We start from the raw sequence: 15,167 nt of genomic DNA, 5'->3' as shown, positions 1-15,167 counted from the left end.
CCATGTGTTGAAGAATCAATCACCAAGGTACACACCCTGCTCCCGAAGTGCCGATAGCAGCTTCTTCACATCCACGACCGCGGGGGCCACGCCGTCCCGAAGCGCGATCACGGCGGCCGCTCCCGCCGCCTGGCCGAACACCATGCAGCAGGGGATCATGCGCGTGGCCGAGGCGGCCACCGAGTCGGCCGAGATCGATCGGCCCGCCACCAGCAGATTGTCGACCCCCTTGGGCACCAGGCATCCGTAAGGCACGCCGAAGAATGGGCCATTCGTCAGCGGGTAGAAAGTTCCGCCAGGGTTGGATTTGTTGTGCGTGTCCATGCAGGTGGCCATCACGGCGATGGAATCCTCCGGCACCCGGCAGGCGTTCACATCCTCTGCCGTCAGCCGCACAGCGCCTTCAATATGGCGTGTTTCGCGGATGCCAATCGCACCCGCCGTGCCCATGAAGCGCGCGTTTTCAAAGCCGGCCGCGTATTTTTTGAGAAAGTCGAACACCTTGTGCGCTTGGCGGAGGCCTTCGATCTCTGCGCGGGTCAGGTCTTCCGCGTTGGTGCCGTCAACGTCAAGGATGCGCGTGACATTCAGGCGGAACTCGCCCGGAACCACGCCTTCAAACAGGCACACCTCGGCGCGGGGCACGTCGCCCCACTCCTGCTGCTTTTCGCGGATCAGCCAGCTGTAGGGACCGTAGAACGGAATGATCTCGTCGGCGTGCTCCCGGATGTGCGCCGCCATGCGCTCGGTATCCACATTGTAGACGCGGAAGAAGAGCGTCGCTGGCTGGATGTTGCCGTCTTGCACATTGCCCAGATCAAACCCGACGCCTGAGCGCGCGGCCACGTCAGCGTCGCCGGTGCAATCGATGACGAGCCTCGCGCGCACGACCGAAAGTCCGCTTTTGTTAGCGATGACGACGCCGGATATGCTGCCGCCCTCGGTCAGCACATCGACAAACTGCGTATGCAGCAATAGCTCCGCGCCCGACTCCAGGATCATACCCGTCGTCACCGTCTTGAAGCATTCGTGATCGAACGGACCGACGTTTGCGTGCCCGATCTTATAAAAACCGGATTTCGGGTGTTCGCCGGGAATGTCCGCGGGGTCGATCGCGCCGCCCAATGCGACCATTCGATCCACGACCTCCTTGAACATACCCCGGATAACCATTTTCTCGTTCTTGGAATCAAACGAGGTCATGAACGGACCGACGAGTCCGGTGGTCGCCGCGCCGCCGACCGCCCCGCATTGTTCGATCACCATCGTCTTCGCGCCGCCTCGGGCGGCGGCCACTGCCGCGCAGATACCGGCGGGGCCCGCGCCCATCACCAACACGTCCACCTCTCGGTAAATCGGAAGCTCTTTACAGTACGCCATGCTCGCCATGTTAATCCCTCTTTCCAATACGGGTATGCCGCGCCGTTCTGGCGCGGCATACTGCTTGTCGTCCGTCCCATCAGGCCTCCGCAAACGGTTTGCCCGATGAATTGAGTGCAGCTACTTCAAGCTGTCGGCGTAGGCCACGAGCTCCGCGCGGACTTCCTCGCCGCCAGCCACGGTCCAGTCGGACTGGAAGGTCGCGAGGTCGTCAATCGTGCGGGTACCGGAGAGCACCTGCAGAATGAAGTCCTGGAGACTCTTGAAGAGCGACGTGTTGTACTTGGTGTAGGCCGGGGTTGCCGGCTTGAACGCAAACGTGTTATCCACAAAGATCTCGGGGGTCTTCTCGTTGGCCGCAATGGTGATGGCGTCGAAAGCGGCCCACTGTGCGTCGGACTTGCGGATGCGCGACGGCCACTGCTTCTCATAGGCGGGTTGGTCAGTGGCGTCGATATACCAGAAGGAGTCGCCGCGCTCGTCGGCGAAGATCGGGTTGATCGGCTGGATCATGCCCTTGTCGTCGTAGGTAAAGTGGGTGTCCTCCACGCCGATGCAGATGAACAGCTGCTGCTGAACCTTCAGGTTGATCCAGTTGATGGCGTCGGCGGCGTTCTTGCTGGAGCGCAGCACGCAGGACACTTGGTTGAGCGCCTCGGTGCGCATGTACTTGCAGGTGCCATCGGAGCCTTTGAGCGCGCCGATGTAGCCGATGTCGTCGAAGGTCAGGCCCAGGTTTTCGATCTGCGCGGGGGTGGTTACCTGTACGCCCGGGCGCAGCGAGCAGGCGATGATGGCCTTGCCGGAGGCGAACTTTTCGTTGACGGTGCTGATGGTGTTGACGGCCCAGTCAGGGTCAAGCAGGCCTTCCTTGTTCAGCTTGGTCAAGAATTCGATCATCGCCGGGAAGCCGGGCGCCTCGGTCATGTAGTACACGCTTCCGTCGTCTGCGACCATCCAGTCGGCGTAGATGCCAAAAGCGCTGGCGATGGTCTTGGGGATGACCCAGTTCTCGTTGCCCTCCGAAGCCTCCCGGTACGGGCCGGCAAAGAGGATGTACTCATCGCCGTAGGTCTTTTTCAGGGCGACCAGCGCGTCATAAAACTCGTCGATGGTGGTGGGGAGCTTTTCGATGCCGGCGGCCTTCATCAGATCCCAGCGGCAGGCCATGAAGGAGGCGACCTCCTGGCTGTGGGGATACATGTAGGGCACGCCGTAGATGGTGCCTTCGGCGTCGGATAGCGCCTTCCAGGTGGCTTCGCTGTTGCCGGCCAGGATATCCTTGCCGTAGGCGTCCAGAAGGTCGTTGAGCGGCAGCAGCGCGCCCTGTGCCATCAGCGTGCGCCACTGGTTTACGCCCACATTGACCACGTCGTAGTCCGCGCCGCCGGCGACATCCATCAGAAGCTTCTCGTCGGCGTTTTCGGCCGGCAGCGAGAAGTACTCCACGTCGTAGCCGGTGGCTTCCTTGATGACCGGCACCATGTAGTCCGCGTTCACGTCAAAGCCCACGTTGACGCCCAGTCGCTTGAGGGTCACGTTGCCGGGGCCCTTCAGCGCGGGCACTTCCGCGCTGGCCAGAGGCGCGGCCAATGCCAAGAGGAGAAGGCAGGCGAGCGCTAGAGACAGCATTCTTTTCATTCGGATATCCCTCCATTTCGAATTATCCCAAACCGCACCACGCGGTCAAGATCCCTAATTACCCACCGAGCCATGGGTCTGCTTCGTTTCCGGATTATCCCTTCACCGATCCGATCGTAATGCCCTGGATCATATAGCGCTGGACGAACGGATACATCGCGATGATCGGAATCAGCGACATCGTGACCGCCGCCGCGACCATACCATCGGTGGTCACATTCAAGGAGATTGCCGCGCTGCCGCTGCTCCAGCCGCTGTACAGGTTCTCCGCGAAGGCTTGGCCGTTGTTGATGATGTCGTAGAGGTACAGCTGCATCGTGCGCATCTCGGTGGAGTTGGTGTACATCATCACATGAAAGTAGTTATTCCAGTAGTTGATCGCATAGAGAAGGGCGACGGTGGCGAGAACGGGCTTGGACATCGGACAGACGATGTGGATGAGCGTGCGGATGTCGCCCGCGCCGTCGATCATGGCGGACTCCTCGATGCTCTCCGGCAGACCCTCGAAGTAGTTCTTGACGATAAACATGTTGAACTGCACGATCGCGAACGGCATGATGCAGGCCCAGTAGGTGTTGTAGATGCCGATTGTGCGGATCACCATGTAGGCCGGGATGATGCCGCCGAAGAACACCATGCTTATCACGTACAATACCGTCACCAGCCTTCGGCCCTTGAAGCCGGGCTTGGAGAGCGGGTAGGCGGTGGTGATCGTCGTAACCATGGAAATCAGCGTGCCCAGCACAAAAACAACGAGCGAGTTCTTGAGCGCCGTAAAGAAGCTGGTCTTGGTCAGGACATACTGAATCGTCTCCAACTGGAAGCCGTTCGGCCAGAACAGCACCTGGCCTGCCGTCACCCGCGTACCCAGGCTCACCGCCTTGGAGATCACATGCAGGCAGGGAAGCAGTGCCATCAGGGCGAACAGCGTCAGCGCTACATTGGAGATGACGATGGTCAGTTTTTCGCTGGAGTCCAGCGGGATGCCGCGTTTATACTTGACCGAATGCATATCGCCACCTCCTTACCAAATGCTGCGGTTCAACAGTTTCTTGCTCACCGCGTTCGCCCCGACGATCAGCACAAACGCGATGACCGAATTGAACAGGCCCAGCGCCGTCGACTGCGCGAAGTTCATCTGGCCCATGCCCAGGCGGTAGACGTAGGTCTGGATGATGTCCGCCACGTCGTAGACCGCGGGGTTGTAAAATACCAGCACCTGCTCAAAGCCGGTGTCCAGGATGTAGCCCACCTTGAGGATCAGCATCAGCACGATCGTCGGCGTCAGCCCCGGCAGTGTGATGTGCCAGATCAGTCGCCACTTGCCCGCGCCGTCGATTCGGGCTGCCTCGTAGAGCCCTGGGTCGATGGCGGTGATTGCCGCTAGGTAGATCACCGTGTTGTAGCCGATCTCCTTCCAGCCCTCGGTAAAGACCAGCAGGCCTCGGAAGAGCCCAATGTCGGTGAAAAAGCGCACCCGCTCAAGGCCCAGCGCGGCTATGGCACCGTTGACGATGCCGTAGGAGCCCAAGAGCGAATAAAAGATGCCAAACACAATGACCCAGGAGAAGAAGTACGGCACATAGATGGACGTCTGCAGCAGCCGCTTGTACGCTTTGTTGCGAATCTCATGGAGCAGCATCGCGCAGACGATGGGGATAGGGAAGAGAAACAGGATTTTATAGCCGTTGATGATGAGCGTGTTGGCGAGCACCTTGCCGAACTGCGAGCTGGCAAACAGTTTATCAAAGTTTTGCATGCCCACCCAGGGGCTTTTTGAGATGGCGTCGATGGGGTTCGCGCCCGCGAAGATGTTGTAATCCTTGAACGCCATCAGGATGCCGTACAGCGGCGCGAATTTGTACACGATCAGGAAGATGAGGCCCGGCACCAGCATCAGATACAGCGTCGGGTGCCGCCTGAAGTACACAAAGAAGTTGTGTACCTTGTTCCGAAATGGGATTTTATGTTTCCCGGCCGTTGCGCGAACGCGCGGCTGAGTTTGCGCCATGACCTGTTCTTCCTTTCTGGCCAGCGGAGTTTGGATTTATTGCCCAATTCACATTCCGATGTTCAGTCTAATCCTACCACAAATATTGACGATGGTAAACGCTCATCCTTTTGATCTTCTGGTTCAAATGTTCAAAATGTATGCCTGGCACACGGGTCTTTCGGACATGCCCAAGCCCGGAAAGGGCAAAAATACAGGCTGTGGAGGCCGCGCGGGCAGGCGCGGCCTCGGCGTTCGGGTTCTTTGGATTCCGGGTCAAGCGTCCGCTTCGCCGAAGCGGGCGGGCAGCACGATGGATACGCAGGTGCCCGAACCCTCCCGCGAAGCAACCTTGAACGACGCGGCGGCACCTCCGAACAGCATCAACCGCTTGCGCACGTTCGCCACGCCGTAGCCCTCGTCGCGCCCGGCCTCCCGTGTTTCCAACCGGACACGGGTCTCCTCCGGCATGCCACTGCCGTTATCCTCGATTTCGATCAAAACGCGTTCGCCTTCCAGCCACGCGCGAAGAGTCAGCCTTCGGTCCGGTTCCTCGCAGTGCATCAGGCCGTGCAGCAGCGCGTTCTCCACCAGCGGCTGCAGCGAGAACCTGGGCATCCGGCACTTTAGCGCCTCCGGCTCGGCTTCGATTTCCACCTTAAACGCGTTTTTAAACCGGCGCTGCATGATACCCAGGTAGTTCTCCGTCAGCGCCAGCTCCTCCGAGAGCGTGACCGAGCCCGGCCCTTTGTTGATGCTCATGCGCAGGTACTTCGAGAGCGCGTTGACCATCCACACGCCGTTTTCCATGTCCCCGTCCGCAATCATCCACTTGATCACGTCCAGCGTATTGTACAGAAAGTGCGGCTTGATCTGCGCCTGCAGCGCCTGCATCTGGTATTCGGAGATGGCGAGGCGGTTCTGGTAACGCTCCTCGACGATCCGCTGCGCTGCGGACGCCATCTTGCCCGCGCTAGTGCGAAGCCTGGAAAGCGCGTCCATCCTGCCGCGCTCCTTGCCCGAGGTCACGCCGCTATCGCTCTCCAGCGCTTGAACCGCTTGGTTGACCAGCAGCGTCGTGCGACTTAGCATGATGTAATAGGCGATCATCATCACGATGACCAACGCCACCAGAACCGCCGCCGTGGCCACCACCGCCAGAAGCCCCGCGGCCGGCCCTTCGGGCCTCGGAAGCGACGCGCGGTCGGTGGTGGCGACGAGATACCAGCCGCAGGTGTCGAGCCGTTCGAACGCGGTCAGCCTGCCGTCCGACATGGAGCCGAATGCGGCGGATCGAACCTTTTCCATCTGCTCGGGAGATAGCGCCGTTTCGCCCACCCGGCTTCGGTCGGCGTGGGCAATCACCGCGCCCTCCGGATTCACCAAAAAGAGCTCCGAGCCTTCGGTGCCCCCCGTCTCAAACAATCTGCCTATGCTGTCCACGTCGATGTCCAGGTACAGCGCGCCGACGATCTGGTCGTAGTTCTTGCTGCCGGAGACCACCGCGACGCAGGAAATTGCAGTGATGCTCCCAAGCATACCGGTGGAGACCCTGCGGGCCTCCTGCCAGAACACGCCACCGCGCCGGTCGCCCAGCAGGTTCTGAAAGTCCGGGTCGTCAACAAGCGCCTGAAGCGAGAAGAACATATCGCCCTGCCGGGAGTACATCTTGCCCTCGGGGACGTACAGGCGCAGCTTTGCGATCATGTACTTGCCAATATACTGGTTGAGCACGCGCGTCATATCGGAATACTCCTGCAGCTGCCCTTCCATCGCCGCGCTGGAGTTGAGATAGGGGTAGACCGTACCCAGCAGCGTTCTCGCGCTGTCGGCGGTCTGCTGCAGCCGGTAGTCGAGGTTGCTTCTAGCCTGCTCGAGCGAAAGCTGCATGCCGCGCAGCACTTCCGACTCCACCGCGGTGGCGGTCGACTGCGCGTACAGCCTGACAGACGCGGCCGAAAGCCCGACCAGTGCCGCCACCAGCGCTGCCAGCACGACGATGCTCAGGTACAGGTTCCGCTTTGGAAACGTGCCCCCCATGGCTACTTGCCCCTCCGACCGCCCAGCATGGCGCTCTCCCGGTATTCGCTGGGCGAAAGCCCGGTGTATTTTTTAAAGAGCTTTGAGAAATAGCTGGGGGAGAGGTAGCCTACCATGAAGCACACGTCGTAGAGCAGTATGCCGGAATCGGTGAGCAGATCCTTGGCGTGGCGGATGCGCTCCAGCGTAATGTATTCGTTGATGGTCTTTCCGGTCTGCTGCTTGAACAGTACGCACAAGTATGTCGGCGTCAGGTAGACCTCCTGCGCGAGGCTGTTGACCGAAAGCCGCTGGGCATACGCTCGGCCGATGATCTCCTTGACGTGCTGGATGACCGCGCTGGGCTGCGGCTGGCTGCGGCTATGCAGCAGGATGGTCACTTCTTCATACGCTTCGGCGAGCAGCGCCTCCTGCTCTTCCGGCCCCTGGCACAGCAGGAAGCGCTCCATAAGCTGCCGCTGCGACGCGTACACGCCTTTTTCACGGGTTGAGATGTTGGTCAGCAGCCGCGCGGGCAGTAATAGCAGAAAGATAAGGAAGTTCTGCCGCTCGTCCAGCGTCGGGATCTGGCGCACGTAGTCCATGAAGCCGCGCCGCACGCCGTGAACGGCCGCGACGTCGCCGCGCATGACCGCCTCCAGGATCTCCTTCTCCGCCCGCTCACGGGCACGCTTGAGATCGTCCAGCTCCTCGTACTTTTTCACGGAGATCGGAAGCTCCGAGTCGATTTGGTAGCGCATTTCGATCGCCTCGCAGGCGCTCTGGTAGGCGTCCCGGATCTTGAGGATACCCGAGAAGCGGCCGCTGATGCCGATGGACACCTCCGCGCCCAATTCCCGGAGGAGACGCTCGCGCACGCTTGCGGCCACTTCCAGGAACGCCGTCTCGCAGTCGTCGCCCTCGGCGTCGGCGATCAGGATATACTCAGAGAGCCTGTCCATAAAGCAGATGCTGGAGTTGTGGCGGGCGAGCACTTCCTCACAGATCGACTGGATCTTCAGGCCAAAGAGCATGCGCTCCTTCTCGCTCAAGCCGCCGGCGACCTGCCACTTGTTTTCGAGCCGGACGACCATGACTGCGTAATGAATATCGTCCGAAAGCGGAATGCCAAGGAATTGCAGTTCGCTCAGCGCAGCCGCCTCGTCTTCATCGCTCTCGCGCAATAGCGCCGAGAGCCTTCGATTGCGCAATAGCGGCATCGACTGGGCGAGCAGTCCCTCCATCTCGGAGAGCTTCTTCTCGCGGTTTTGCTCCTCGCCGATCATACCCACCACGCGGCCCAGCGTTTGGTCCATTTCGTCGATGTCGATGGACTTGAGGATATAATCCACCGCGTCCAGCTTGAGCGCGTCCTTCAGGTACCCCACGTCCGCGTGGCCGCTGACGAAGAGGATCTTGGTGCGCGGGTACATTTGCCGCACCCGCTTCGCCAGCTCGATGCCGTCCATGTAAGGGGTACAGACGTCGGTGACCACCAAATCCACCGGATGCCCGCGCAAGAAGTCATAGGCCTCCTGCCCATTCGGGAAGGCACCGACGATCTCCACGTTGTGCCTGTGCCAGTTCACATGGTTTTGGAGGCCCCGCAGCACCGCCTCTTCGTCATCTACCAGAATGGCCTTGTACACCTTGGGCGCCCCCCTTTCCAATTGGATGCCAAACCCTGCAGGCTCTCATCTTTATGCGATACCGCGCGGGAACGAATTCCTTACCAGTGCGCCTGACTGGTGATGGAAACATACCCGACGAAGAATCCGCAGATTTTGCATGACTTCTTCCTTCACGATCAAAAACCTCGGGGGTTTTTACCTCTTTAATACATTTCCTTGGCGTGGGCTAGGCTCGAGCATCACATCGCTCTGGCGCAGCAGCTTGCGAACCTCCTGAACGTCCACCTCGCCCGGGTAGACGCCATGTTTGACCGCCAGCGCCGCGCCGACCCCCGCGCCCTGGCCCATCGCCATCAGCGGCGGCATCACGCGGGCGGAGCTGAGCGCCACGGCATCCATCGATGCGCACCGCCCGCTGAACATCAGGTTTCGGATGTCGCGGGAGACGGTCATGCCGTAGGGAAGCCCATAGGGCCTCACCTTTTTGACGATGGTGCTCGCGCCCGCGCCGTCGTGGATGTCGATGATGTAGGAGCCGATGCCCACCGAGTCCTCGCCGATCACGCCGTTTTCCAGCATTTCCTCGGTCAGCGCGGAGATCCCGCGGAAGCGGCGGGTCTCCCGCACGCCCAGGAACGGGTAGATCTGCGTCAGGTAGCAGTTTTCAAAGCCGGGCACGTGCTTCCGGAGCGTATCGACCAGCTTCAGGTTCTGGATGTGGCCGTCGATTTCTGCGCGGGTCAGGTCGAACACGTCGCTGCCGTCGATACCCAGATGCCGGGTGCAGTTGAGGTGCACCTCACCCGGGATCAGGCTCTGGATGCTGATGATGGTGTCGCGGTCCACCGGCAGCTCGCCCGCTTCCTTCAACTCCGCGAACAGCTTGCGAAAGCCCACCAGCACGTGGTGGTGCGGATTGGAACGAAGATAAGACGCATCGTAGCCGGGGTAGGTTTCAATGGTGGGCGCCAGCTGCATCTGCTCGGGATGTTGTTCGAGGTAGTCGATGATCCGGTCGAAATTCACGCCGCCCACTGTGCACATGAGCGTCGGCGGCTGCAGCACGCCCGTGCCCTTCTGCCCCATCTCAAACGTCGCGCCCGCGAGGTAGCCCACGTCGCCGTCGCCTGTGGCGTCGATGAACACTTTAGCGTGGGCCTCGATCCTGCGCGCCTTTCCAAACAGCGTAACCGCCCGGAGCACCCCGTTTTCGACATTGGTGTCGATGACCTGGGTGTGCAGCAGGATCTCTACGCCCGCATCCTGGCACATCTCCAGCGCGACGACCTTGAATACCTCATGGTCGTAGATCGTCACAGAATCGTGCAGCGGGCACCAGTGGTGCGGGCTGACGGCGTTTTTCACCGCGAGGTTATCGATGAACTCCTGCGCGATGCCGCGGATCACTTGGTTTCCGTCCTTGTCCAGGTAGGCAAGCAGCGGTAGGCCGATCGTCAGGTTGCCGCCCAAAAAGCCGTTTTTCTCCACCAGCAGCACCTTCGCGCCGCCCCGCGCTGCGGCGATCGCGGCGGGCAACCCGCCCGGTCCGCCGCCGACGACCACCACGTCATATTCCGCGATGCCCGTTTTCATAGGTTCTCCTCCTCAAATCCTCGTTCACAGAAATCCCTGCTTATAGTATAGACGCTCGGATTTTCAAAGTCAATTCTGGAGAGAATAATCAAAAAGAATGGGACAGCATCAAAATAATGAGCTACAACCCGTGCAAATATCAAACGATCGTGCGTTGACAGCGCCGACAGCGGGGTGCTACCATCAGGCAGGGGCGGCAAACACCGACGAAACAGAACCTCCCCGCAACGACGCGAGTACCGGAGGGTTTTATGGTCTTTATCAAAAAAGAGGCCCCGGTCGCGGGCGCCTATGACGTGGTGGTATGCGGGGGCGGGCCCAGCGGCTTCATCGGGGCGATCGCCGCGGCGCGGGGCGGAGCAAAGGTGGCACTCATCGAGCGCTACGGCTTTCCGGGCGGCATGGCTACAGCCGGTCTCGTCGCCCCAATCAGCGAATTCTGCTACAATGGGAGATTGGTCGTCGGCGGGATCCCGTGGGAGTTCGCCGGGCGGCTGGAAGAGGCGGGCGGTGCGACGATCGAGTACCCGCTGGGCAGTGTGTGTTTCGACCCCGAAGCCTACAAGCTCCTGGCGCAGCGGATGCTGCTTGAGGCGGGCGTGGAACTATACCTGCATGCGTATCTCACGGACTGCGTCATGGATTCGGGCCGGATTACCCACGCGGTCTTTGAGGGAAAGGGCGGCGCGCATGCACTCGAAGGGCGGTATTTCCTCGACTGCACTGGGGACGGAGACCTCTCGGAAATGGCGGGCGTGCCGATGCAGATTTACCCCGCTCCCACTCAGCCCGCGTCGCTGTGCTTCTGCCTGGGCGGTGTGGACGCAATGCGCATCCCCAAAATCCGCCACGAGCTTCAGGGTGTCAACTACCACATTGAGTCCTTCCAGGATGTGCTCTTGCCGCTTGCGGAGCGGGGCGCGATCCCCAAATTCGGCGGACCGTGGATGTGCTGGATGCAGTCGGCCAATAGCGTGCTGGTCAATATGACCCGCGCGGAGGGTGACATGGCGGACGAGCGGGATCAGACCCGCCTAGAATGTCGGTTGCGGGAGGACGCGTTCCGGCTGGTGGAGGCACTGCGGGAGAATATTGAAGCGTTCAAAAACGCCCGCATCCTCTACACCGCGGCGCAGGTTGGCGTGCGAGAGACGCGGCACATTCGGGGCATACACGTGCTGACCGGGCAGGAGTACGCCGCTGCCCACCGTTTCCCGGACGCGGTGGGCCGGGGCGCACACCCCATCGACATACACTCGTCCTCCGGCGGCGGGCAGAAGTGCGAATTTTTGAAGGAAGCCGCCTACATTCCCTACCGCTCGCTGATCGCGGAGGGTTTTCCGAACCTCCTGGTGCCTGGCCGATCATTCTCCGCCGACCGGGAGGCTTCAGCCTCGGCGCGGGTACAGGCATCGATGATGGGTCTCGGACAGGCGGCGGGCTACGCCGCCGCGCAGTGCGCCGCGTCGAACCGAAGCGTTCAGGATGCAGACATTGACGCGCTGCGCGAAACGCTGATCGCGGGTGGGGCAAACATCTAGTCGGACGAGCATATGCCAACCCCAAGGGATTTGTCAGCCCAAGCGGGTCACCCGCTTTGGGCTAGGGTTGCCCGGGATACCACCACAGACGCGCTGTGTGAAACGCTGATCAGGATGCAATCATTTGGCTGAACAAGCAACTCTTGAGTTCTGTGCTACAGTGCCGTAACGAGCGTGATCCGGTACCGCGCGGTTTTTCAAACATCCTCCATCTTCGTCCACTATTCGTACATTTTGGAGTGAAAACCATCCTTTCTTCCGTACAGATCAGCTCCATACCCCAATTAACACTTGTATTGACATCCGCCTGACATCACCCGTTTTATGCATGTATGCAAAGTCTCACTGCTTTTTACAGCCGATTTCTCCCATGACTCTGACCCGGGATCAGCGATACCGAAGCCATAATTACCGTAAATCCACCAAAACGACCGCAAAACACCCCATCCGACCCGCCAAAACCCCATTTTGGGCGTTGACTTTGCCTAAAAACCCTGCTATAATGATCTACGCTGGTTTTTGCCTTGGAGAGATGGCCGAGTGGTTGAAGGCGCTGGTCTTGAAAGTCCTAGATGATCCTGCGAACCCAGCAAATACGGGGCTTCTGCCGATGTTTGACATCGGCATATTTGATAATGTAAATCTGATGGCGAAAAGGCGATGCGATCCCATCTGGAAATGAGAGTGTCCCCAACTTCGTGGAAATTGGGAAGGCGACAGCACCGGGACATTCTGGTTTAAACGTCTCTCTGGCCATAACGATGGCATACCGCGAGTTCGAATACGATAAGGCGAAGGCATCCCTGGAGCTACTGACGGACAACCTTGTCTACCGGTATCCCAGGGCGGCGGACAGCCTGCGGGAAGGACTTGAGGAAACGCTGACCGTTCACCGCCTGAAGCTGCCCGGCTGCTCCGGCAGACGCTTTCCTCCACCAACGCGATGGAATCGGGTGCATTGGGATTATCCGCCGCGTGTGTAACTTTAAGAATGGCGCGATGACCCTTCGCTACGCCGCCGCGGGCCTCCTTGAAGCGGAGCGCGGCTTCCGTAGGATCAAGGGTTACAAGCAGATCCCTGTCCTGCAAAACGTCCTCGCTCGATTGACAGAATCTGGAGATTAGGCTATACTGGAATCGGCCTGACCAAGGCTTCAGACGCTTCCCGGCTCTAAATTCCACGACAATTGGGACAGGCTCCAAAATTCTGAGAACCCTTGAAAAAAAGGGGGTATCAGTGATGGGAATTATTGCTGTTGTTTACGCTCTTTCGGTTACCTTAGTATTTTCGGTCTTTATGTTACTAAGTCAATTGGGGATAGTATCGTGGCCGCTAGTATGGGTCTTTTCTCCGTTGTGGGCTGGTGCTATGTTGCCCGTTATAGCCTTAATCCTAGGTAATCACTGATTTAATCCAGCAGGGCGGCATGGTATAATAAGGGAAAAAGCGACACGGTGATGAAGATGGAAAAGCAGCAAAGCTTGGCGGATATCGAATATGGGAACCGGAAACGGAAGACCAGACGGGATGAGTTTCTGGCGATCATGGAAGAAGTCATCCCGTGGGGGGAATGGACGGCGCTGGTGGAACCGTACTACCCAAACGGGAAGCGCGGGCGTCCGCCACGGGGTGTAGAAACGATGCTGCGGATGTATCTGCTGGCGAATTGGTTCAATCTGTCGGATGAAGGCGTGGAGGATGCCATCTATGACAGCTATGCGTTTCGGAAGTTCATGGGGGTAGACTTTCTGGGGGAGGCACAGGTGCCGGACGCGACGACGCTGTGCAAGTTCCGGAAAACGCTGAATGAAAAAGGGATCACGAAGCTGTTGTTCGATACGACGAAAGCATTTCTGGAGCGGCATGGGAAGGTAATGCATGGAGGAACGATCGTGGACGCGACGATCATCGAAGCTCCGACATCGACGAAGAACGCGGACAAGCAGCGCGACCCCGAGATGCACCAGGTGAAGAAAGGGAACGAGTGGCACTTCGGGGAACGGCTGCACATCGGGGTGGACGCGGGGACGGGGTACATCCATTCGATGGAGGTCACGCCGGCCAACATAAATGAGCGAGAGGTTGTGCCTCGTCTGATCCGCCCGGACGACGACGTCATGTACGGCGACGCTGGATATACCGGGCTGGCCAAGCGGCCGGAGATTCAGATAGATCCGCACTTGTCCCGTATCGACTACCGAACGAATACGCGCAACCGGCTTCATTGGAGAACCCAGGCGCCCGGCTTTGATTGGGATCGGTCTATGGAGTACCAAAAATCCCGGGTTCGAAGCAAGGTAGAATACGTCTTCCTCATCATCAAGCGATTGTTCGGGTATCGCAAGGTTCGTTACCGAGGGCTTGAGAAAAACAGAACCCATGCGTTCATCCTGGGAGTCTGCGCCAATCTGCTTATGTTGGCGCAATCGGGATGGCGCATGGGTATCGAGGCTTCCTGAGCAGGGCATATGGGTGCTTGGGCCAGCTTTTTGAGCTGCGAAACATGAATCTCTGGCCGCTTGCTGAGTGCTGCACCCTACTAAACCATTTATTCAGTGATTACCTAGATAACAGCGACGCGACATCAACGGCACTGGACTATACACGTTCCAGGCCGCCAGCCGCTCGGATGCCCTCGGATCGAGGTGACCATGGCTCCCAACAAAGGCGATGAATCTTACCCTCCGGTCGTGCGACCGGAAGGTACCCCTGAATACGAGGCACCCTGGGGTCCGTGGACCACGGGGTGCCAAACATAGCTTCAAGAATCCAATGCTTCAAGAATTCAATGCCTCAAACGCATTTCGGCCACTGGCCGATTCTTGGAGGTATGAATGACCCCTTCCGAAAAAGACGCTGCACGCCGCATGCGCGAAAACGGCGGCAGCTATGGACAGATTGCCAACTCGGTTTGTCTGAAAATACCATCAAATCCTTTTGTCGTCGCATGGGCCTGCGAAACGCTTTGAACCAAACCGCCTGCCCGCGCTGCGGGAAGCCCGTCGTTCCCGGCACGCACGGCCAGCATTGCCGCTTTTGCTCAGACGCCTGCCGGTATGCCTGGGACTATGCGCATCGAGTTTTGGACGGGCATAACGCCGCTTCGCGCACCTGCACCTGCTGTGGTCGGACGTTTTTCAGCTATCCGTCCAGCCAGCGCAAGTATTGCTCCCACGCCTGCTACATCGCCGGATCGTTACGGAAAGGTGGCGCAGAAGCATGCGTGAGGATCAGGCGGTTTGCGATAGGCGGTACCTGACTGGTGTGGCCGTGATGACCGATATGCTCCGGCGCGGGATCATAGATGAAGCGGATTACTCGGCGCTTGAGACAGAAATCGCCTTGAAATATCTGCCGCTCTTCCGCCATGA

At 59.4% G+C, this 15,167-nt stretch carries 10 protein-coding genes; 3 read left to right on the top strand and 7 right to left on the bottom strand.

Annotated features, from left to right (window positions below):
* Positions 1 to 15 precede the first annotated feature (15 nt).
* The 7 genes from ACH6CV_RS17320 to ACH6CV_RS17290 all read right to left on the bottom strand — a co-directional run bounded on the left by ACH6CV_RS17320 (position 16) and on the right by ACH6CV_RS17290 (position 10,254).
* On the bottom strand, positions 16 to 1,389 hold the full coding sequence (locus tag ACH6CV_RS17320; protein WP_456359471.1) for an FAD-dependent oxidoreductase: 1,374 nt from the start codon (positions 1,387 to 1,389) through the stop codon (positions 16 to 18).
* 111 nt (positions 1,390 to 1,500) lie between these two features.
* Entirely contained in the window at positions 1,501 to 3,021 is a 1,521-nt protein-coding gene (locus ACH6CV_RS17315; RefSeq protein WP_456359470.1) for an extracellular solute-binding protein, read from the bottom strand.
* A gap of 94 nt (positions 3,022 to 3,115) precedes the next feature.
* Positions 3,116 to 4,033 carry a carbohydrate ABC transporter permease gene (locus ACH6CV_RS17310; protein WP_456359469.1) on the bottom strand — a complete coding sequence of 306 codons (918 nt, stop codon included), beginning with the start codon at positions 4,031 to 4,033 and terminating at the stop codon, positions 3,116 to 3,118.
* 12 nt (positions 4,034 to 4,045) lie between these two features.
* Entirely contained in the window at positions 4,046 to 5,032 is a 987-nt protein-coding gene (locus ACH6CV_RS17305) for an ABC transporter permease (RefSeq protein WP_456359468.1), read from the bottom strand.
* A 255-nt stretch (positions 5,033 to 5,287) separates the two neighbouring features.
* Positions 5,288 to 7,051 (bottom strand): cache domain-containing sensor histidine kinase, encoded by a 1,764-nt coding sequence (locus ACH6CV_RS17300; RefSeq protein WP_456359467.1) that lies wholly within the window; start codon positions 7,049 to 7,051, stop codon positions 5,288 to 5,290.
* A gap of 2 nt (positions 7,052 to 7,053) precedes the next feature.
* A complete protein-coding gene (locus ACH6CV_RS17295) occupies positions 7,054 to 8,679 on the bottom strand; it encodes a response regulator transcription factor (RefSeq protein ID WP_456359466.1) in 1,626 nt (541 codons plus the stop codon).
* 177 nt (positions 8,680 to 8,856) lie between these two features.
* On the bottom strand, positions 8,857 to 10,254 hold the full coding sequence (locus ACH6CV_RS17290; RefSeq protein ID WP_456359465.1) for an FAD-dependent oxidoreductase: 1,398 nt from the start codon (positions 10,252 to 10,254) through the stop codon (positions 8,857 to 8,859).
* A 251-nt stretch (positions 10,255 to 10,505) separates the two neighbouring features.
* On the opposite strand from ACH6CV_RS17290, the gene ACH6CV_RS17285 reads away from it, so the two are divergent.
* From ACH6CV_RS17285 to ACH6CV_RS17275, 3 genes are all read left to right on the top strand, one after another.
* Positions 10,506 to 11,795 (top strand): FAD-dependent oxidoreductase, encoded by a 1,290-nt coding sequence (locus tag ACH6CV_RS17285; protein ID WP_456359464.1) that lies wholly within the window; start codon positions 10,506 to 10,508, stop codon positions 11,793 to 11,795.
* 1,464 nt (positions 11,796 to 13,259) lie between these two features.
* The gene (locus ACH6CV_RS17280) at positions 13,260 to 14,255 is read left to right on the top strand and encodes an IS5 family transposase (RefSeq protein WP_456359473.1); all 996 of its coding nucleotides are present in this window, start codon (positions 13,260 to 13,262) and stop codon (positions 14,253 to 14,255) included.
* Between the two features lie 760 nt (positions 14,256 to 15,015).
* On the top strand, positions 15,016 to 15,167 hold a 152-nt coding region (locus ACH6CV_RS17275; protein WP_456359472.1), incomplete at its 3' end, for an SHOCT domain-containing protein.

This window comes from Anaerozeibacter quisquiliarum, assembly GCF_051162045.1.
GTDB lineage: Bacteria > Bacillota > Clostridia > Christensenellales > Aristaeellaceae > Anaerozeibacter > Anaerozeibacter quisquiliarum.
The sequence above is the reverse complement of the archived record's forward strand: the minus strand, read 5'-3'. Positions and strand labels throughout refer to the sequence as shown.